Raw genomic sequence first — 21,537 nt, 5'->3', positions numbered from 1 at the left:
CTCCTTTAATTTAGTGGAAAATGGCAGGCGACTGAATGATCTGTAGCATTCAATAGCGGCTCCTTCTCCTTACAAATAGCTTGAGCCATTGGACATCTTGTATGAAATCTACAGCCCTTTGGTGGATTTGCTGGACTTGGAACATCTCCTTCCACGACAATCCTTTCTCTATTTCGAAGATGGGGATTAGGAATAGGATAAGCACTTAACAATACTTTCGTATAGGGGTGCTTGGGATTTTTAAAGATTTCTTCTGTTTTTCCAATTTCAACGATTTTTCCTAGATACATAACAGCTATTCGATCACTTATATATTTAACTGCTCCTAATCCATGCGCGATAAATAAATAGGTTAAGTTAAATTCCTTTTGCAAATCTTTTAATAGATTTAACACCTGTGCTTGAATAGAAACGTCCAATGCTGACACTGGTTCATCACAAACAATCAATTTCGGATTTAGCATAAGCGCTCTAGCAATGCCAACCCTTTGTCTTTGACCACCAGAAAATTCATGAGGATATCTACTTTTATGAAATTTAGTTAATCCTACTATTTCAAGTATTTGGTCTACCTTTTTGTTTGCCTCTTCTTTCGTGGCAAGTCGATGGGCAATTAATGGTTCTGCCAATAAATCGCCTATTCGCTTACGTGGATTAAGAGAAGAATAGGGATCCTGAAAGATTATTTGCATCTCCGTCCTAATTTTTCTTAATTCCTTATGCTGAATTGTCGCCATATCCTTTCCTTCAAATAACACTTTTCCGTCTGTCGGTGGATCAAGCTTTACGATTGCTCTTCCTGTAGTGGATTTCCCACAACCAGACTCCCCGACAAGGGAAATGGTTTCACCAGGATAAATCGAAAAATTAAGCCCATCCACCGCTTTGACATGACCAACTGTTTTCGATAAAATCCCCTTCTTAATTGGATAGTATTTCTTTAGGTTTTGAATTTCTACTAACGGTTGTAGTTGTTTGAATATTCCGTCTTTTATAGGTAAAGTTTCTATGCTCATACAGTAACCTCCCTCTCTTCATTTGACATACTCTCTTGCTGTTTTTCCTCATATAGCCAACAACGAACTTTATGATTTCGTTTATTGTCTATGCTAATATGGGGAGGTTTTTCGGCAATGCATTTTTCAGTCACGTAAGGACATCGTGTGTGAAACCTACAGCCTTTAGGCATTTGCTGCAACGTTGGAACAGAACCGGGAATGGAATATAGCTTTTCCTGAGCATCATACTCTAGGTGTGGGATAGAGTCGATTAAGCCTTTCGTGTAAGGATGCTTCGGCTCATCAAAAAGAGTAAAGACATCTGCTTCTTCTACTACTTGTCCCGCATACATGACAATTACTTTATCTGCCATTTCTGCAATTACACCTAAGTCATGTGTAATCATCATAATAGCTGTCTCTGACTCATTTTTTAAGCTTTTCATTAATTCAAGAATCTGTGCCTGTATCGTTACATCTAATGCAGTAGTTGGCTCATCTGCAATTAATAGCTTAGGTTTACAAGATAGCGCCATCGCTATCATTACCCTTTGTCGCATTCCTCCAGAAAGCGCATGTGGATATTCATCTATAATTACCTCCGCTCTCGGAATACCTACTTTCTTAAGCATTTCTACCGCATAGCTTTTAGCTTTCTTAGCATTTAAACCCATATGTAAACGAATCAATTCCACCATTTGATTACCAATTGTAAAAACTGGATTTAAAGAGGTCATTGGTTCTTGAAAAATCATAGATATTTCATTTCCTCTAACCTTACGCATTTCTGCTTCGGTTAATTTTGTTAAATCATTTCCATTCAGATTAATCGAACCGTTTTTGATATATCCATGTTTTCCTAGCAACCTCATAATGGATAAAGAAGTTACACTTTTACCACATCCAGACTCTCCCACAATACCAATGGTTTCACCTGGTTGAAGCTGAAATGAAACCTCCTCTACCGACACAACCTCTCCCTTATCCGTCCGAAAAGCCGTTTGCAGTTTATCCACTTCTAAAATATTCTCCCCCATACTTCCCCTCCTAAATATAAAGCGTAAGCGCCTGGTTATCAGCGTACAAACTGGAAGAACACGTTCTTTCGATAAAGGAAACACAGTGAACGTTAGTGAACTGATGTTGACTACGCAAAAGAGGTGATCAGAAGTTTGCTAGCTGATAGGCGCTGGAGCTAGATTGGTCTCTAACTTAGAATCTTAATCCCTGTTATTTCGTAAAGCGTAAGCGCCTGGTTATCAGCGTACAAACTGGAAGAACACGTTCTTTCGATAAAGGAAACACAGTGAACGTTAGTGAACTGATGTTGACTACGCAAAAGAGGTGATCAGAAGTTTGCTAGCTGATAGGCGCATACTACTTAGAGAATGCTAGAATCTAATTCTAGTTTTATATAGTAGAACTATTTACTAAGGCCTCCGTCTTTTCTGCATTCGTATAATAATCTACCAAGCTTAAAAATATTTTAGCTGTATGAAGCAATGCCCTTTCATCAAAAGTGAATTTTGGATGATGATGAGGATACACAGCATCAATTTCTTCATTTCGAGCTCCAACCGAAAAGAAACATCCAGGACGATTTTGCAGATAGTAAGAAAAATCTTCTCCACCCATGCCTGGTTTTTCTATTTTTACAAGCTTGCTTTCTGGTAAGACGTCGATCAAACACTTTTCTAAAATATTCGTTTCATCTGCCGTATTAACAGTAGATGGATAGCCTTTTGCATAATTAAATGCATATTCTGCATGAAATGCTTTACATACACCACTAATCAACTGCTCCATCTCTTCCTCAATCAGGGACCGAACATCCTCATCGAATGTGCGGACTGTTCCAGTTAGTTCAGCCGTATCTGCTATGACGTTCCCTGCATTTCCTGCATGGAATGAACCGATCGAAATTACTGCAGGCTTTTGCGGGTTAACCCTTCTACTCACAATATGTTTTAACTGATTAGCAATTTGGGCACCAACTGCAACAGAATCAATCGTTTGATGTGGAGAAGCACCATGTCCACCTTTTCCTTGGATTTTTAATTCAAAGGCGTCACTTGCAGCTGAAACAGGTCCTATTCCATAAAGAACACTTCCTAGTTCAGCACCAGAAGCTAAATGAGCACCATAAACAACATCGACCCCATCTAAACACCCATCTTCAATCATCGCAATGGCTCCCCCTGGCGGCAATTCTTCAGCATGCTGATGTAGCAGCACCACATTTCCAGCTAAGTCATCCGCATTCTCTTGTAGAACCTTCGCTACAGCTAATAAGGTAGCGGTATGCCCATCATGTCCACATGCATGCATCACACCTGGTACCTTCGATTTAAAATCAACGTCTTTCTCATCCTGAATAGGCAATGCGTCAAAGTCTGCTCGTAAAGCAATCGTTTTTCCTGGCTTTGCCCCATAAATTTTGCCGACAACTCCGTTTCCACCGACATTCCGTCTGACCTCAATACCGAAGCTTTCTAATAAGTCACCAATCATTTTACTTGTATTTACTTCTTGAAAAGACAGCTCTGGATTTTCGTGTAAATATCGTCTCCACTCTACCATTTGGTCATACATTGCTTCGATTTCTTTGTACCATTTATCTAACATCTATTAATCGCTCCCATCCCATTTATTTTTCGAAAATGCCTTTTTATCGAACTGGTTCAGCAAGATTTTCTTTCACCTGTGACGATACATAATTATCGACAATACTTAGGAACGCTTTTCCAGTATTAATCATTGCCCTTTCATCAAAATCGAACATTGGATGATGGTGAGGATAAGCTTTTCCATCTGCTACCTGTGCCCCTGTATGAAAAAACATGCCCGGCTTTTCAAGCAAATAATAGGAGAAATCCTCTGCCCCCATAATTGGTACGGAACGAACTAACATATTCTTATCAAGTGAATCTTCAATGACCTTTTCAAAAACCTCTACTTCTTCCTCATGATTATAAACTGCAGGGTAACCCTTAATATAATTAATCTCACAAGTAGCCTGCATACTTTCGCAAATTTCATTTGCCATTAATTTAATTTCTTCTTCCATAAATAAACGCAAATCTTTATCTAGCGTTCTTACAGTTCCTGTCATCACCGCAGTATCGGCAATTACATTTTTAGCATTTCCTCCATGGAAGGAACCTATAGACAATACAACAGGATTTAATGGATCAACCCGTCTACTAGCAATATATTGTAACTGGCTTACTAATGCAGTACCGATAGCAATAGCATCCACCGTTTCATGGGGAGCAGAACCATGTCCGCCCTTTCCTTTAATCGTAATTTCAAAAGCGTCGGCTGCCGCCTGGGAATAGCCTGGTTTATAATAGTACTTTCCTAATTCATTTAGAGAAGATAGATGGGAGCCATAAACAACATCTACATCTTTTAAACAATCATCTTCAATCATCGCCTTTGCTCCACCTGGCGACATCTCTTCTGCATGCTGATGAAGCAATACAATATTTCCTGTAATACTGTCTCTATTATCTTGAAGAACCTTTGCCACTGCTAATAAGGTGGCGGTATGTCCATCATGCCCACATGCATGCATGACACCAGGGACCTTTGATTTATATGGTACATCCTTTTCATCTTGAATTGGTAGAGCGTCAAAATCAGCACGCAATGCAATTGTTTTTCCAGGTTTCGCACCATAGATTTTTCCAACAACTCCTCTACCGCCTACATTTCTCCTTACCTCAATACCGAATCCCTCTAAAATTTCAGCAATCATTCTTGGTGTTTCCACCTCTTGGAAAGATAGTTCCGGGTACTGGTGAAAATGCCTTCTCCATTCAACCATTTGATCAAACATCTGCGCTAATTCACTATGCCATTTTTTTAACATACTACCCCTCCTAATAATTTTGCTCTTAATAAGGCATACCTCCTGAGAAGAAAAAATGGAGCTTAAACCAATACTTCATTTCGATTTCTTTTATATTAACGGTAATTTCCAATAAAGTATAATAAGAATTTTTAATCATCGAAATATTCAGAATTAAATTTATAACTGCTACATTTTTATCAAATCTTTCTATATAAAGGTTGTTATCGTTTACAATTTTCTTTTCTTATAGACGAAATGACATTCCTAAATTCTATAAAAAAAGGCTGGCACAAAACTAAATAACTAATCTTTAAAGACGAACAATCTTTAATTTAACTTTTAAATAAAGCTACTTTCTCATGATAGTTATCTATGTTTTAAATATAGTTAAGTGTAAAAACTAAGTCGTTCCATTGCGCTACAGACGCACGATGCGCCGGGGAGGAAGCTGAGCCTCCTCCCATGCGCTGCGGGGTCTCAGCCTTTCCTCTATTTCCCGCAGGAGTCGAGCGTCCTCCACTCCATTTCACTTCGTTTTTAAACCTATTTCTAAAACAAAAACGCGAATAATCATGCGGATTAATCACATAATTGTTCGCGTTTATTACTAGATGAAATGTTTATGTCCCAGCCTCTTTCGTAAATTCCTATAAGACTTTACTTAAGAAGGATATTGTTCGCTCTTCCTTAGGATTACTAAATAGCTTTACTGGAGTATCTTCTTCTACAATATATCCTCCATCCATAAAAATAACTCGGTCGCCAACCTCTCTAGCAAATCCCATTTCATGTGTTACGACAATCATTGTCATTCCTTCCTTTGCAAGATCCTTCATTACTTCCAATACCTCTCCTACCATTTCTGGATCTAGGGCAGATGTAGGCTCATCAAATAACATAATACTTGGTTCCATCGCTAAAGCTCTTGCAATTGCTACACGCTGTTTTTGTCCACCTGAAAGGGAATCAGGATATACTTTTGCTTTATCCTCTAAGCCCACTTTCTTTAATAACGCCAGTGCCTTTTCCTCGGCCTCTTCCTTCGATACTTTCTTTACCTTCATTGGAGAAATCATGATATTTTGCAGAACCGTTTTATGGGGAAATAAATTAAACTGTTGAAATACCATGCCTACATCCTTACGAACTTCATTAATATTAGTTGTCTTATCGGTAATATTCTTCCCTTTAATGTGAATGGTCCCATCTGTTATACTCTCTAATAAATTGATACAACGTAGAAAAGTAGACTTTCCAGATCCAGAAGGGCCAATAATAACAACTACCTCTTGAGGGTTAATCGTTATACTAATATCCTTCAATACTTCATTATTTCCAAAAGACTTTTTCAATTTATCTACAACAATCATTCTGTTTTCAACCTTCTTTCCAAACGAGTTAAGAAGAAGCTTAATGTTAAAGTTAGAACTAGGTATATAACAGCTACTGTTAAATATGGCTCCCAAACTCGATTATATTGCCCCATCATGAGCCTTGCATAATACATTAACTCCGGTGCAGCTATAACCGCTGCTAAAGAGGAATCTTTAATCAAAACGATAAATTCATTGCCAAGTGGTGGGATCATTCGTTTTACTGACTGTGGCAGGATTATGTAGCGCATTGCCTGTACATGGGTCATTCCTAAAGACCTTGCAGCTTCCATCTGTCCGCGGTCAATAGATTCAATTCCGGCTCGAAAAATCTCTGCAATATAAGCAGCCGCGTTTAGCGATAATGCGACTATTGCTGCTACCATAGCATTTGTAGTGTTCAAGAATAACGGGATGAACCCAAAATGAATAATTAAGATTTGTACAAAAAGGGGCGTTCCACGGAAAACCGCAATATAGCAGCGAAACGGAAGGGAAATCCACTGATTTTTTGCTATTTTCCCAAGACCAATTAATAATCCTAAAATGGTCCCAAACACAATTGCATATAAGGATAATTGAATGGTTACTAATATACCTTTTTTAAATAAATCAGCATATTCCCAAATTATCGTGAAATTAAAATCCATTACTTCTCCTCCAAAAAACAGTATTACTGCTATCCATTTACTTTTTAAGTAATAGAAAACCTCAAATTTCTTTAAAAAAAGGTACTCAGAAGGACCTTCCCTCACTTAGCTACAATATGGAAGAAATTTGTGCTCCCTAATTGTTCAAGCGGGGAAATGCCTATTTTTGAGTACCCTTCCTCATCTGTAATATTTCTATTGTTGTGCTTTTAAATTTTCAATATCTGGTTCCTGACCAAACCATTCTTTATATATTTCTGCATATTTTCCATTATCTAAAATCGCATTAAGCCCTTCGCTTAAATCCTCCACAATTTCGCTTCCTTTAGGGAACATGAAACCATAATATTCAGATTCGAATCCTTCCTTATCTTCAATAACCGTAAAGTTATCCTGTGGATTATTTTTAGCATAGGTTTCTAGTACTGCATTATCTGCAACAACTGCATCTGCACCATTATTTTTCATTTCAAGAATAGCTAAATTATTATTCTCAAATTTTTTCACTTTCTCATTGCCATTTCCTAATAGTGCATCCACTGCATCTGCACCTGTTGTTCCTGCTTGAACTGCTACTGTCTTATCTACCAAATCAGCAGCTTTTTCAATATCCGTTCCTTCTGGAGCTAAAATTTTATTAGTACTTTCAAAATAAGGAATAGAGAAATCATAAGATTTTAATCGGTCATCGTTAATCGTAATGGCAGATAAACCTACATCTGCTGTTCCATTTTCTAATTCCGCAAAAACAGGATCCCATCCAACATTAACAATTTCAAAATCATATCCTGCTTCTTTTGCAGCAGCAGTGAAAATATCCACATCAAAACCTATAATCTTGTCTTTATCCATGTATTCAAATGGTGCATAGGCCGCGTCGGTTACTACTCTCAATTTCTTTTTGCCTTCTTCATCACTATTTGATTTTTCTGAGCTTGTACCACATGCAGCTAGAACTAGTACTATCGACATAAATAAAGCAAATAAATACCCTTTTTTCTTCAATGTAATTCCCCCTCTTTTGATGTAAAATTTTATATTTATATAATATAGAATTTTCCGATAATAACAGATAAAAAAACTCTTCCATAACCAATCTTATCTTAATATATCTATCTTTTGTAATGCATTTATTATAACTTTTTGTTAATTTATATACAAGAAAACTTTTTAAAATTTCTCAAGATTTGAATAATAGACATAAATTAAAAGAAGAAGCCCCTTTTCAAATAAAGATTTGAAAGTTGAACTTCTTCTTTTTCAAAAAATTTTCCTATTCTTTTCCCTGCATCCTCTAATATTTCTTTGCTATAGCATTATCATTTCCGCGTTAAATTATTGAAAAAATTCTTCGTAAATTGCCTTTACCGCTTTTTTTACGACTGTTTCTTTCACGCCGAACATCATACTTACTTCTGATGATCCTTGGTTTATCATTTCAATATTTACTCCTGCTTCTGCAAGTGCTTTAGATGCACGGGCATTTGTACCAACATTATGACGCATGCCTTCTCCTACAAGCATGATAAGTGCTAAATCATGCTCTACCTTTATCTCATCTACATGTAATTCATCGGAGATTTTTGCTAATATTTCTTGTTCGCTTTTTCCAGTTAATTGATCCTGACGCAAAACAATTGTTAAATCATCAATCCCAGACGGCATGTGTTCATAAGAAATATGATACTCCTCTAATATGGATAGGACTTTTCTTGCAAAGCCAACTTCACGATTCATTAAGTATTTACTAATATAAATAGAACAAAATCCCTTATCATTAGCAATTCCAACTACCGGTCCATTTGTATTGCTTCTTGATGCAACAATTCTTGTTCCTGGTGCTGAAGGATTATTCGTGTTTCTTACTTGTACAGGAATTCCTGCACGGTAAGCCGGTATAAGTGCTTCCGCATGGAATACAGAAAATCCAGCATAAGACAATTCACGCATTTCCCGATAGGTTAACTCCTTTATTTCTTTTGGCTGTTTAACAATGGAAGGATTGACGGAGTATACTGCATCAACATCTGTGAAGTTTTCATATAAATCCGCCTTCACTCCATTTGCAAGAATCGCACCAGTTATATCGGAGCCGCTCCTTGAAAAAGTAACAACTTTTCCTGATTCGTTGTATCCAAAAAAGCCTGGGAAAACAATAATGTTCTTTTGTTCCCTTAAAGTGAATAGTCGATCATATGATTCAGCAAGCACCTGAGCGTTTCCAGGATGATCACTTACAATTAAGCCCGCTTCTTTCGGACTAACATAGATTGCATCTAATCCTCTATCTTTAAAAAAGTGTGCAACTAATTTTGCATTATTATCCTCGCCACTAGCTTTCATCGCTTCCATAAAAGCATCTTTATCAGCGGAATTATTTATTAGTTCTAATAAATCTCGTTTTATATTTGCTATGATATCACTGGAAAGATCCAATTCTTTGGCAATATTTGCATACCTGGCTAACACTTCCTCTAAATAAGGGGAAGGGCTATCCCCATTTATGACAGCTGTTGCGCATTGGATTAATAAATCTGTAACCTTCGTATCTTCTTCATATCTTTTTCCAGGTGCAGATACAACAACAATCCTTCTCTCCTTATCTGCTTTAACTATTTGCAATACTTTTTCCAATTGATTCCCCGTAGCTAATGAACTACCCCCAAATTTGACAACCTTCATTTCGACAACTCCCACTAATTGTTAAATAGTAATAATTTTCAAAATTATTCACTATCGCTATTATCACTATTTCACACTAAATAATCAAGTGCTATCCTTTCTAAAAATACATTTGTATACTCTAGAAAAACAAATGCATTTTAATTATTTTTCACAAGAATTCCAATAAAAAAGTATGAAAATCCTCCATTGGTAATTTCAGTTAATTATTCACTCCTTTGCAACTCTACAACCACTACATTACAGTCTTTTCTTGATAGATACCTCTTCTTCTTTTATTAAACATCGAACATCTGTTGGAAAAAAACATCCAAAATACTTTCTTTTATGTAAATTTTACGTTAAACTAATATTTAGTTAAGCGAAATTGTTTGTGCTGTTTTTTACAATCTCCTCGTCCTTCCTTTCGAATTCTCTTTCCATCCTAGATGGAGGAGGCCTTTAATGAAAAATTTTCTACTATATTAGAAAGAAGTGTTTTTACAAAATGGAAAACCAACAATATTCAAAACGCAATTTAGGAATCATGTGGTTTGCCAACTTTTTTATAAGTGCCTGTATGACCATGGTTCTCCCATTTTTATCGCTTTATATTGAATCCTTTGGTCAATATTCGCCAGAATTTGTTCAACATTGGTCAGGACTTTGTTTCTCTGTCACCTTTGTAGCAGCGTTTTTATTTTCGCCAATCTGGGGAAAAATTGGCGATAAGTTTGGCAGAAAAACAATTCTTATCATCTTGGCAATCGGGCTTGGTATATCGATATTTCTTATGAGTTTCGCTAATTCTGTATGGGAAGTTTTTATTCTTCGGTTCTTCACAGGATTTTTTACTGGCTTTATCCCAATGTCTCAAGCATTTATCTCCACTCAAACACCAAAAAAAGTTGCGGGAAAAGTGTTAGGAACATTACAAACAGGAAGTATTACAGGGGCATTGATTGGTCCATTGCTTGGAGGCGTCTTAGCAGATAGCTTCGGCTATGGAGCGACTTTCCGATTTACCTCACTTGCAATCTTTATTTCTGCCATTCTAGTATTTACGACGAAAGAATTTGTTCTCCCTGTTCAAAAGGGTACGAAAAGCAGTTATACAAGCAAAGAGGTATTAGCCCATATTCTTAAGAATCCTGTTTTCATCACCGTACTACTTATCTCGGCTTTTATTCAAATTGCCCATTTTAGCATCCAACCAATTCTTTCTCTATATGTCAGTGACTTGCACGGACCTGAGAACATTGCCTTTTTCGCTGGATTAGCTTTCTCAGCAGCAGGATTAGGTAACTTGCTAATGGCAAGGAAATGGGGAGAAATGGGAGATCGCTCAGGTCATCTGAAAGTACTTGTTATTCTCTTATTTATTGCTGGGATCATTTATTTTCCAGGGGGATTTGTTAATCAATACTGGCAATTACTTATTATCCGCTTTATTCTTGGTGTAGCGATTGGTGGAATGGTTCCAGTACGTATAGCTTATATTCGTCAAGAAGTACCAATTGCCATGCAAGGAGAAGTAATGGGGTATGAAACAAGTCTCCGTTTTCTCGGAAATATTATCGGCCCTGCTCTTGGTGGAATAATCGCTGGTAATTTTGGTTTCTCCATGGTATTCTTTTCAACCAGCTTTCTCTTATTAGCAAGCGGTATTTTTCTTTTTGCAATGATGCATCGACATCCTAAGTTATCGAAACAGTCGATTTCTTAACATCCCAATGTATAACTAGTAACATTGTTCTCCTTTATGATGTATAATTAAGGAAATGATTCACATCAAAAGGAGGAAACGCAATGGCTAAATCAGCGGCAAGAAAGAAACGGGAAAAAGCGTTAAGAGAAAGTGGATTTGATACAACGATGCGAAGAGGCTCCTGGGGATCCATCGTACCAATCACGAAAACAACAAAGACAAAACAGGAAAAATTAACACGAAAAGAAAAGAAATATAAACAAAACCATTCTTCTAGATATGATGAGAATGGTTTTTATTTTTGTGTTATTATTTAATACGCTTCTTTTCAGAATTCCAAACTACTGTAATAAATGGCAGTGATGGCTTTCATTCTAACTTTGCGTAAAATAACCACAAATTTTCACCCCTACTACTTCATCTATTAAGGCATTGCCTAAAATTTTTCTCCCTTATATAATAAATGTAATTACTAATTCGCAATAAAGGGGATTGACCGTGCAAAGTTTAAAATTAGAAAAACAAGAAGAACAACAAACACTCTCCTATTTGGATGGGGTGAAGGACTGTATTCCAACGTTACTAGGCTATATCAGCATTGGCCTAGCAATGGGCGTGGTAGGTGTATCGTCTGGATTATCTGTATTCCATGTTTTCTTTCTTGCCACATTTGTTTATGCAGGTGCCTCTCAATTTATTATCTGTGCAATGATTGCAGCTGCAAGTCCCATTAGTGCCATTATCCTTACTACATTCATTGTGAATTTGCGTCACTTGTTATTAAGCTCAGCATTAGCACCTAAATTCACACAATATTCCGTACTGAAAAATATCGGTATTGGAAGCCTTGTTACAGACGAGTCATTTGGAGTAGCTATTACGAAAATTGCTAGAAAAGAGCCTATTAATGATCGCTGGATGAATGGACTAAATCTTACTGCCTACCTTGTTTGGATTGGAGCATGTACAATCGGGGGATATATCGGTGGCTGGTTCCCAGATCCTGAACAATTTGGATTAGATTATGCTTTGCCCGCCATGTTTATTGCGTTATTAATCCTGCAATTGCAAACAATCAAACCTACTAAGCTGAAACACTATTTATTATTAATCACATTGATGATCATATGCATGCTTGTTTTCTCTACTTTTTTATCAAGCAGCTTAAGTGTCATTATATCAACAATCATTGTTGCTACAATTGGGGTGGTGACAGATAAATGATGAGTAACACTAGCTTTATTCTTTTATTAATTGGTTGTACACTTGTTACGTTTATTCCGAGAGTTATTCCATTTTTAGTAGCACGCAATTTCACCATTTCTGAACCAGTTGAAAAATGGCTTTCCTATCTCCCGGTATGTATATTTACTGGATTAATTGTAGAAAGTCTTTTAGAAACTAGCGGAAGTACTGGTATCCGTATTAATTGGGAAGCCCTTCTTGCGACTATCCCGACTATCATTGTTGCTTTTCTTAGTAAAAGCTTATTAACTACCGTATTATTCGGAGTGGTGTGTATGGCTATTGTGCGATTGAGTATGTAATTATTTTTGTTAAATGCCTCTTTTGCTTAAAGGGGGCATTTTATTTTAATGAAAACCAACTTCCCCTCTTCCTCCTGCTTTTTTGGCGTTCATCCTTCTCATAAAAGCCTCTCACTAACTAAAATGGCTATTTCTTCAAAATTAATCCAAAACTATACAAATCATTTTCCAAAACCATAAAAATTTACAAATTTATTGTACTTTCGTTTCCTTTCTATGAAGTTTATAATAAAATATTGGTTATATTATTGATATAATCATACTAAGATCGTTTGGATATTTTCGATATAAACGAGTTACTAGGCTCAACATTCAAAACTAAAAGTATTCATACATAAAAGAAAGGTGGCTATAATCTTGGAGATTGGCTCTAATTTTATAAAAAACATCATGAAAGAAGATTTAGAAACAGGTAAGCATGATACAGTTATCACTCGCTTTCCGCCAGAACCAAATGGCTATTTACATATTGGACATGCTAAGTCCATTTTTATTAATTTTGGGTTGGCAGATGAATTTGGCGGCAAAACAAACTTGCGCTTTGACGATACAAACCCTTTAAAAGAGGACATTGAATATGTTAACTCTATTAAAGAAGATGTAGAATGGCTTGGATATGAATGGGAAAATCTGCTCTTTGCTTCTGACTATTTTGAAGAAATGTACGAGCGTGCTGTTCTATTAATCAAAAAAGGGCTAGCTTATGTAGATGATTTATCTGCTGATGAGATTCGTGAATACCGTGGTACGTTAACAGAACCAGGGAAAGAAAGTCCTTATCGCACCCGTTCTATGGAAGAAAATCTTCAATTATTTGAAGCAATGCGTAACGGAGAGTTTGGAAATGGTGAAAAGGTTCTTCGCGCAAAAATTGATATGGCTTCTCCTAATATTAACTTAAGAGATCCTGTTATTTATCGTATCGCCCATGCAACACATCATAATACTGGAGATAAATGGTGTATTTATCCAATGTATGCATTTGCTCATCCGTTAGAGGACGCGATTGAAGGTGTCACACACTCTCTTTGTACAACAGAGTTTGAAGACCAACGCCCTCTTTATGATTGGGTTGTTCGTGAATGTGAAATGGAAAGCACGCCTCAACAAATTGAATTTGGTCGTTTAAATATTACAAACACGGTAATGAGTAAACGGAAATTAAAACTCCTAGTAGACGAAAAATATGTGGATGGTTGGGACGATCCTCGTATGCCTACTATCTCTGGTTTAAGAAGAAAAGGTGTAACGCCAGAAGCAATCCGTAATTTCTGTATGGAATTAGGTATCTCAAAAGGATCTGGAGCAGTTGATTCTGCAATGCTTGATCATTTTGTTCGTGAAGATTTAAAATTAAAAGTTCCTCGTACAATGGGTGTCCTAAATCCTTTAAAAGTCGTCATCACGAACTACCCAGAAGGACAAATAGAAATGTTAGATGCGGAAAACAATCCAGAAAATCCAGAGATGGGAGTGAGACAAATTCCATTCTCTCGTGAAATTTATATTGAACAAGAAGACTTTATGGAGAATCCTCCGAAGAAGTACTTCCGCTTATTCCCAGGAAATGAAGTGCGATTAAAGCATGCTTACTTCATCAAATGTGAAGAAGTAATAAAAGATGAAGAGGGAAATGTAATGGAGCTTCACTGTACGTATGATAAAGAAACAAAAAGTGGGACTGGTTTTACTGGCAGAAAAGTAAAAGGAACATTGCATTGGGTGGAAGCAACGCAAGCTATCCCTGCTGAATTCCGCTTATTCGAACCACTTATTAGTGATGAAGAGGAGGAAATAGAAGAAGGAAAAACGTTCTTAGACTATGTAAATCCTAATTCTCTAGAAGTGATTCAAGGCTTTATTGAGCCAAATATGAAGGATGTTAAACCACAAGATAAATTTCAATTCTTCCGTCATGGCTATTTTAATGTGGACCCTAAATATACAACATCTGAAAAGCCTGTATTTAACCGCATTGTTTCCTTGAAAAGCTCATTTAAATTATAATATTTGCTAGAAATAAAGGGAGAAGAATAATCACTATTTCGATTAATCTTCTCCCTTTTTTCAATCACTTATATCCATGTCGTTGCAGGCTTAGTTGTATTAGCAAGCCAATCGTACTGCAGCAAACGTAATTCGAATAATTTCAATGGATCATGGAACATTTCCGGATTATTCTTTAAACGTTCTAGTAAATCTTTGTATTCCACTATGTCTTTTGATTTTTCTTCAGCAACCTGCTCTAATGTTACCTTTGGACTGATAAAGAACATCTTGATATCATTTTCCAATCCTTTTTCATAGAAATCAAAATGCTGTAAAACAGCTGCTGAAACAGATGAAACCACTTCAGAAAAGTCTTCCGTTTCGATATACTTTTGATATTTTGATTGGAGCATTTTTTTATTTTGTTGAATAGCTCCGAGTAGCTTCCCTGCACTCTTTAAAAATACTTGAGACGCATTAAAGCGATTGAAAATATTTAATGGATCGATTCGTAGCCCACTTGATAAGCGGCGTGCATCCCTTCTCCAATCTTCAATGATTGTAAAGTCACAGATAAGTTCCAAAGGATGCTCTTTATATATGCCATTAAATCCTTCACAAAGCTCTTGAAGAAATTGCTGCCCTTGCTCTAATTGTTTATGGGAAGAGTGAATCCATTCCTCTATACTTCGATGAACGCGCGGTGATAACGTTTCGTTTATATAGTGATTTATACGTTTATTCATCTCTTCATTAAGAGCAACATGCATCTTAGTAAAATCACTATCTTCTTTTACAAAATCCTTACAGCCTTTTAAAATAGCTGGAATATCTTTCTTCATTGCTTCTTGCGTTTCTGTTTTGATTTCTTCAAATTGTTTTGTAATTGATTCAATTTTTGACGTTTCCATATCCATAAGCTGATTTTTTGCACCAGTAAGCTTACTTACCATTTCCTCATACAATTCTAGTGATCCCTTTAAACTATTTTCCATATCTAGTCGCTTATCTAATAGATTTGTAATTAAATCTTGAATGATGGAAATGCAGCTTTGTAGACGTTCTTCCTTCATGTTTCTTCCTTCAAAATGCTGTTGATAGTAGAGACTGACCTCATCTAATTGCATTTTTCTATCCTCTTGCTTAGAATAGATAAATATTTTGCTATCTGGGAAATAATGCTGAATAGCAGCTGTTGCCTTTTGCAATCGTTTTGTTGCCACTTTCTCATTTTCCGCATCATCCATATAAATTAAGAATTGAACAGTTAAGAACGATGACTTTTCCTTCCATTGCTTTAATCGCTCATATTCATTATAAGAAAAAACAGAGTGTTCATTTATAACAAATAAGAGACTGTCTGCCAGCATGGCATAATCTGCATAAGATTCTTTTTCAACAAAAGGAGCAGTAGTAACAGTCCATCTATTTTGATTTAAAAAGTGAGAAGGTGTATCTAACTGAAACACTCTCGGATTCACAGAATCTGATTGTTGCATCAAAAGCTCTTTATAAAAATTGGTTAGTGTATCAATTGGACGTAATCCAGCGTTCGTTACTTCCTTAATCTCAAGATAATCATTATCTTTTACTGTTAGAATCGCGCTTGCTTCTTCCGCCAGAACAGTTTCCCCTACAAGCTCATTAATATAAGCATTCACACCACTTCCATGTGATCCTACCATCAATAATTGATAATGATCAGATGGAAGGTAATCCTGCACTTTTTGGGTAAATTTCTTATCTAGTGGAATATCATGTTTATCTGCCCAATCTATAATAGATTCAAATAAATTCATAAATTGTTGGAACGAAACATTCGCTTCCGGTGCTTCATTAATGACCATTTCAGCTTTTGATACAACGGAATATTCAATAGAATGTTTAAACATTTCATTCCAAGCTAAAACAGCAGATGCTGCAACTACAACATGTCTTCCAGCAGAAGATAAGAAATAATTGGATAAAAGTGCTGGAACGATTTCTTGTACTTCTTTAATAGGATAGCTACCACTAATTAAATGAGCATATGCTTTTTCTAATATAAGCGTCAGTCCCTCTTCAGCTTCACTTGGTGCTGGCTCATAGACTGTATTAAACACAGTTACCCATGTTAAATAATGTGCGCTATCTTCATAGTTTTTCCATAATGATATCGCCAATCTCTCAAAAGTAGCAGTATCTAATTCTTGAAGACTTTTCAAGTTTTCCATAAAATAAGATGGCTCAAACTGATTGATTACACCAAGGTTGCTATAATGAATCAGCGCTTCATACCATTTTAATGCATCTGTTCTTTTCCCTTCATTAACAGCAAGCTGGATTGCTTTTTCCCAATTTTGCTGTTCTTCATAATACGATTTAGCAACAGTTGTTATATTGGCATAATCAGGATTAGTTGCGACAAGATTATTGATAATCTCTAACGCCATTTCATGATTTTCTTTTTGAAAATATAAAGAAAATAGCTGCATCGAAATTTCTGTCTTTAAAAGATCAGAATCGGTAACAATTGATTTATAAAAGCTTTCTGCAGTTGAATATTCCTCTAATTCCAAATAGGCATCTGCAAGGTTCTTTTGCGCCCATGGTTCTAATTCATTACTAATATTCTCCCATTTAAAAATAGCCGCTTCATAATCATGGTATTGAAAATATAATTCCCCTTGCGCAAAGCGGATAGAAGTTAAATCAGGAACATTTTTTCTTTGTTCAGCAATATATAATTGTCCTAAGACTTCAATTGGTGATTCGTCTCTATCTTTTAAGTATCCTTCATAATACGTTTTTTCGATTAGTTTTTTTTCTAATGTCATAACTTCCCCCTGCCATCCATTTAGAGTGTCTTCCTCTTTTTAAAATACTATCTTTATGCAAAAATCTTTCTAATTATGTCTTAGTAGGCTATCCTTCATTGTAGCAAACTAGATTATTTCATGGATTTCTAATTTGAATCAATCTCTTTACAATATAATAACAGTTAGGTAATCCTACCTGTTTTTCCTACTTAACTGAAGTCTCTATCATAAGATTGCAGAATGTTCGCTCTTTTATCACACTATTATATTTAGATTACTTATTATTATTCTCTTCCTCTAGTGCCAATCGTACCTTTCTTTCCTGCTTTATCTATCCAGAAAAAAAGTTCCTTGTATCTTTTGACCTACTTAAAAATCTTTCTCTAGTTGATTTGATATAAAAAGAAAATGATCATCCCTTGAATTTGGAGACCATTTTCTTTTTTCACTTACGGAGTTGTGCCAGTATTTGCATCAGGAAGGATAATGTCACCAAATCCATTATCTTCTCCACTTCCTCCAGGAGTAGAATAAACCGTAACAGACGTAGACACCGCTTCACTAGAACCTACTTCATTTGTGGCAGTTACTGAGATCATATACGTTTGTCCAGGCTGTGGCCTCTTCAATGTGGCTTGTTGCTCTGACGTCGTTGCTAAGGTTTGAGGGATTCCATTAACCGTAAAGGAAACAATGTATTGGTTATTTTCACCTTCGCTACTAGGTTGCCAATGAATCAAAATGCTATTTGATGCTTGATCATAGGTTGCTTGGAGATTGCTTGGACTGTTTGGTGCTTTGGCTTGTTCCTCCACTGTGATGGCAGTGGAAGCTACATCACTTTTTACTCCTTCTACACTTGCCACAACCGTAAAGACATATTCTTCGCCTTTATGAGGATTCGGAAGAATGACCTTTTTATCCTTTGTAGACGTTAAGTTTGTTGTTTTTCCATCTACTGTATAAGTAACTTCAAAGCTTGTTTCAAAACCGCTAATCGAAGAGTGGTTCCATGCTAATTCAATTTGATTTGCTTCTTCCTCATAAATGGCGCCAAAATCGGTTGGTGTCACTGGTTTCGGCGGTTGTGGTTTCTCTCCACCCTTTACGTAATACTCCATTCCCGATTTCCCAACACTTTCAGGCTGCTTAAATCGCTCTTGACTTGTTGCTGCCTTCGACATAATGGCTTTGAAAACGAGTAGGGAAAGATCGTCTGTTGTGCTATTTAAATAATCACTCGAAGAAGTCGTTTTATCATACCCAGTCCATACGGCTCCAGTATATTGTGGAGTATACCCCACAAACCATGCATCCCTTACAGCATTATTTGGGAGGCTGTATTTCGTAACGGTTTTTTCATCAAAGTTCGTCGTTCCGGTTTTTCCAGCAAGGTCTATATTAGCGATATTCGCCTTAGCCCCAGTACCTGAATGGACGACTGACCTTAGCATATCGGTCACTAAGAAAGCTGTATAATCTGCCATTACTTTTTTCTCAGTCGGTGCTAATTTCTCAACACGCCCATTTGAATAGACAATTTTTGTTATAGTATGGGGTTCTATATAGTAACCAGCATTACCAAAGGCAGAGTATGCACCGGCCATCACAAGTGGAGAAGCCGCATCAATCCCACCAATGGAGTTTGCTTCATTTCCTTTTTGTTCATCTGAAATTGGGAAACCTAGACTTCTAGCAAATTCAGTTGCAGCTTCTGCACCAACTTCTTGAAATGTTTTTAATGCTGGAATATTGCGTGACCAAACAAGGTGGTCTCTAATTGTCTTACTCCCTGCATAGGTACGATTTGCGTTTCGAATCGGAGTCCCATCACTGTAATGATATTTTTCATCTTTTATCTTATGGGCTGTTGACCAGTTCAATTTTTCAATGGCTGGACCATAGTCAAGAATCGGTTTAATTGTCGAACCTGGCTGACGTTTCATCATAATGGCATAATTATAAGAATTAGTTTGAAAATTTCTCCCACCACCAATTGCTTTAATTTCTCCAGTTTGTGTATCGGTAATTACAACAGCTGTTTGCAGCTTTTCATTTTCTGGGAAGCTGACATAATCATTGGTGGACAGCACATCTTCTGTCAATTGTTGTATGTCAGAATCGATGGTTGTATAAATTTCTAATCCATCTTCGAAAATATTCGCATTTGTTTTGTCTTGTACCTCCTTTAACACGGTATTTACAAAGGCCTCATATTTATTTGCTTTCGGTTTCTGTATGTTTATCGTCTCTTCAATAGGGGTACTTTGTGCTTCTATCATTTCTGATTTGGAAATATAATGATGTCTATTCATATAGTTAAGAACCATATTTCTTCGTTCTTCTGCACGTTCTAAGTTGTCTTCAACGGTTGGCATGTATCGATTCGGACTTTGTGGAATTCCTGCTAAAAGCGCAGCTTGTTCAAGTGTTAATTGGTTTAATTCATCCACATTTAGACCAAAGAAACGCTCCGATGCTTTTGCTACTCCATAAATATCTCCACCGTATAAGTTTTTGTTGAAATACATTTCCAGTATTTGCTCTTTAGTAAAGCGACGTTCTAATTGAATTGCTAAGTACCATTCCTGGATTTTTCTTGTTGGTGTTTGTTCAATCGATAAAAAAGAATTTTTTACTAGCTGCTGTGTTATGGTACTTCCTCCACCACTTTCTAACGATCTTGTCGTAATTACTTTAAAAATCGCAACCATTGTTCGTTTTACATCAATTCCGTGATGCTTGTAGAAACGAGAATCCTCGGTTGCTAAAACAGCATCCTTTAATACCTCTGGAATTTGTTCTATTCCGATATCATCACGTTTTTCTGTCCCTACCTCGGTGATGACTGTTTTTCCATCACTAGCAAATAAGCTAGACGATAAAGGGTCTTTTAATAATGTTTCGTCAAACTTTGGAGCATCTTTGATAATCAAAATAATTGCACCAACTCCAACCAAAAAGAGTACAACTCCAACGATAAGGCTAAAATATAAGAGTTTTTTCCAGAATCTTCTCTTTGGTTTCTGATTCTTTGATAAACGTTGTTCTTCTTGTAATTTTTTTCTTCGCTCAACGCGAGAATGATTATTTTCAGTCATTCGAGTAGCTGCTAATAAAATATAAACATTCCATTTTGTCTATATTCACTTTCTTAATAGCAGATTTTTCACCTCATTTTCGATTTTGTATGATCTAGTAGAGAAAATAGACACAGCTTTAAATAATATGTTTCTGTTTTAGTGTTATAGATTTTCACTTTAAAAATTCGTTTGAAAAATATGTTTTTTGATTTACAAATCATAGCATCCAATCATTTTTGACAAAAGGAGAGAACTGCTAGATTTATGATAATTCTTTTATAAGAGTAAAAATAGGAGGGAATCCATATCTTTTAAATGTCTAACTGGGGAGCTATTTGAGGTTAAAGGGACTTATTTTTCCTAATTTATCAAGAAAGCACTTTGTGATTTAAAATCCGATGTATATAATCAACGAGAATCCAAAGAGGGCACTGAAAAAGTCTAGTTCTCCAAATTAATGAGGTTTTATTTATTTGAAAGCAAATAATAAGTTGGTTTGGAGAGGTGTCCGCTCGACTCCTACGGGAGATGCGAGAAAGTCCGAGACCCTGCAGGAGCGTGAGCTGTGAAGCGGCTCGGCGCTCGCCCCGGTGAGTCGTGCGGTAAGCCTCGGAAAACAAAAGCCTACACTAAGTTAGAATGGTTTGGTAACTACCGATTCACCAGGTAATTCACTTTTTCAGTGGCCTCAATCCAAAATGGTGGGGGCTTACTTGATGTAAGCAAAGAAAGAAATCAATTCTAATATACTCAACTTTCGCACCAAAAAAATAAGTGCAAATCGTTAGTTGTATTGCGTCTATGGTCTATTAAATATGTTGCTTGACAGTGTTTAATAAAATGAAATAACACCTCATTCTTTGGTATAGTGTAA

General features: G+C 36.3%; 15 protein-coding genes. 5 read left to right on the top strand and 10 right to left on the bottom strand.

The features are described from left to right. Positions 1-5 precede the first annotated feature (5 nt). From QQZ16_RS14795 to QQZ16_RS14760, 8 genes are all read right to left on the bottom strand, one after another. Positions 6-1,016, bottom strand: coding sequence for an ABC transporter ATP-binding protein (locus QQZ16_RS14795; protein WP_235248885.1), 1,011 nt, complete (start codon positions 1,014-1,016; stop codon positions 6-8). Continuing rightward, the gene (locus tag QQZ16_RS14790) at positions 1,013-2,035 is read right to left on the bottom strand and encodes an ABC transporter ATP-binding protein (protein ID WP_235248897.1); all 1,023 of its coding nucleotides are present in this window, start codon (positions 2,033-2,035) and stop codon (positions 1,013-1,015) included. Before QQZ16_RS14790 ends, QQZ16_RS14795 begins: the two co-directional genes overlap by 4 nt. Positions 2,036-2,408: 373 nt before the next feature. Next, positions 2,409-3,623: a M20 family metallopeptidase gene (locus QQZ16_RS14785; protein ID WP_031539567.1), complete on the bottom strand. Its 1,215-nt coding sequence runs from the start codon at positions 3,621-3,623 to the stop codon at positions 2,409-2,411. A gap of 43 nt (positions 3,624-3,666) precedes the next feature. Beyond that, complete coding sequence (locus QQZ16_RS14780; RefSeq protein WP_031539569.1) at positions 3,667-4,872, bottom strand: amidohydrolase; 1,206 nt, start codon at positions 4,870-4,872, stop codon at positions 3,667-3,669. A 629-nt stretch (positions 4,873-5,501) separates the two neighbouring features. Continuing rightward, positions 5,502-6,224, bottom strand: a complete 723-nt coding sequence (locus QQZ16_RS14775) for an amino acid ABC transporter ATP-binding protein (RefSeq protein WP_031539545.1) — start codon at positions 6,222-6,224, stop codon at positions 5,502-5,504. Further along, a complete protein-coding gene (locus tag QQZ16_RS14770) occupies positions 6,221-6,877 on the bottom strand; it encodes an amino acid ABC transporter permease (protein ID WP_031539543.1) in 657 nt (218 codons plus the stop codon). Before QQZ16_RS14770 ends, QQZ16_RS14775 begins: the two co-directional genes overlap by 4 nt. A gap of 195 nt (positions 6,878-7,072) precedes the next feature. Continuing rightward, positions 7,073-7,882, bottom strand: coding sequence for a basic amino acid ABC transporter substrate-binding protein (locus QQZ16_RS14765; protein ID WP_031539541.1), 810 nt, complete (start codon positions 7,880-7,882; stop codon positions 7,073-7,075). Positions 7,883-8,212: 330 nt separating this feature from the next. Next, a complete protein-coding gene (locus tag QQZ16_RS14760) occupies positions 8,213-9,559 on the bottom strand; it encodes an aspartate kinase (protein WP_031539540.1) in 1,347 nt (448 codons plus the stop codon). Positions 9,560-10,046: 487 nt separating this feature from the next. Between QQZ16_RS14760 and QQZ16_RS14755 the strand changes: the two genes are divergently transcribed. The 5 genes from QQZ16_RS14755 to QQZ16_RS14735 all read left to right on the top strand — a co-directional run bounded on the left by QQZ16_RS14755 (position 10,047) and on the right by QQZ16_RS14735 (position 14,800). Then, positions 10,047-11,264, top strand: coding sequence for an MFS transporter (locus QQZ16_RS14755; protein ID WP_031539538.1), 1,218 nt, complete (start codon positions 10,047-10,049; stop codon positions 11,262-11,264). Positions 11,265-11,347: 83 nt separating this feature from the next. Further along, positions 11,348-11,563: a hypothetical protein gene (locus QQZ16_RS14750; protein ID WP_048719012.1), complete on the top strand. Its 216-nt coding sequence runs from the start codon at positions 11,348-11,350 to the stop codon at positions 11,561-11,563. A 181-nt stretch (positions 11,564-11,744) separates the two neighbouring features. Then, positions 11,745-12,470, top strand: coding sequence for an AzlC family ABC transporter permease (locus QQZ16_RS14745; protein WP_031539532.1), 726 nt, complete (start codon positions 11,745-11,747; stop codon positions 12,468-12,470). Then, positions 12,467-12,793, top strand: a complete 327-nt coding sequence (locus tag QQZ16_RS14740; RefSeq protein ID WP_031539531.1) for an AzlD domain-containing protein — start codon at positions 12,467-12,469, stop codon at positions 12,791-12,793. Before QQZ16_RS14745 ends, QQZ16_RS14740 begins: the two co-directional genes overlap by 4 nt. A 357-nt stretch (positions 12,794-13,150) precedes the next feature. Next, positions 13,151-14,800 (top strand): glutamine--tRNA ligase/YqeY domain fusion protein, encoded by a 1,650-nt coding sequence (locus tag QQZ16_RS14735; RefSeq protein WP_031539529.1) that lies wholly within the window; start codon positions 13,151-13,153, stop codon positions 14,798-14,800. Positions 14,801-14,868: 68 nt separating this feature from the next. Here the strand turns inward: QQZ16_RS14735 and QQZ16_RS14730 are convergent, their stop codons facing one another. Both QQZ16_RS14730 and QQZ16_RS14725 read right to left on the bottom strand, forming a co-directional pair. Beyond that, a complete protein-coding gene (locus tag QQZ16_RS14730) occupies positions 14,869-17,598 on the bottom strand; it encodes a tetratricopeptide repeat protein (RefSeq protein WP_035416695.1) in 2,730 nt (909 codons plus the stop codon). Positions 17,599-18,029: 431 nt separating this feature from the next. Next, complete coding sequence (locus tag QQZ16_RS14725) at positions 18,030-20,681, bottom strand: PBP1A family penicillin-binding protein (protein ID WP_284561466.1); 2,652 nt, start codon at positions 20,679-20,681, stop codon at positions 18,030-18,032. Between the last annotated feature and the right edge of the window lie 856 nt (positions 20,682-21,537).

It is taken from the genome of Bacillus sp. T2.9-1 (assembly GCF_950097965.1).
Lineage (GTDB): Bacteria > Bacillota > Bacilli > Bacillales > Cytobacillaceae > Niallia > Niallia hominis.
The sequence above is the reverse complement of the archived record's forward strand: the minus strand, read 5'-3'. Positions and strand labels throughout refer to the sequence as shown.

Bases quoted from the DNA above. Each gene is read 5' to 3' on its own strand.
- QQZ16_RS14795 (WP_235248885.1), bottom strand. From the start codon at position 1,016: ATGAGCATAGAAACTTTACCTATAAAAGACGGAATATTCAAACAACTA.
- QQZ16_RS14790 (WP_235248897.1), bottom strand. From the start codon at position 2,035: ATGGGGGAGAATATTTTAGAAGTGGATAAACTGCAAACGGCTTTTCGG.
- QQZ16_RS14785 (WP_031539567.1), bottom strand. From the start codon at position 3,623: ATGTTAGATAAATGGTACAAAGAAATCGAAGCAATGTATGACCAAATG.
- QQZ16_RS14780 (WP_031539569.1), bottom strand. From the start codon at position 4,872: ATGTTAAAAAAATGGCATAGTGAATTAGCGCAGATGTTTGATCAAATG.
- QQZ16_RS14775 (WP_031539545.1), bottom strand. From the start codon at position 6,224: ATGATTGTTGTAGATAAATTGAAAAAGTCTTTTGGAAATAATGAAGTA.
- QQZ16_RS14770 (WP_031539543.1), bottom strand. From the start codon at position 6,877: ATGGATTTTAATTTCACGATAATTTGGGAATATGCTGATTTATTTAAA.
- QQZ16_RS14760 (WP_031539540.1), bottom strand. From the start codon at position 9,559: ATGAAGGTTGTCAAATTTGGGGGTAGTTCATTAGCTACGGGGAATCAA.
- QQZ16_RS14755 (WP_031539538.1), top strand. From the start codon at position 10,047: ATGGAAAACCAACAATATTCAAAACGCAATTTAGGAATCATGTGGTTT.
- QQZ16_RS14750 (WP_048719012.1), top strand. From the start codon at position 11,348: ATGGCTAAATCAGCGGCAAGAAAGAAACGGGAAAAAGCGTTAAGAGAA.
- QQZ16_RS14740 (WP_031539531.1), top strand. From the start codon at position 12,467: ATGATGAGTAACACTAGCTTTATTCTTTTATTAATTGGTTGTACACTT.
- QQZ16_RS14730 (WP_035416695.1), bottom strand. From the start codon at position 17,598: ATGACATTAGAAAAAAAACTAATCGAAAAAACGTATTATGAAGGATAC.
- QQZ16_RS14725 (WP_284561466.1), bottom strand. From the start codon at position 20,681: ATGACTGAAAATAATCATTCTCGCGTTGAGCGAAGAAAAAAATTACAA.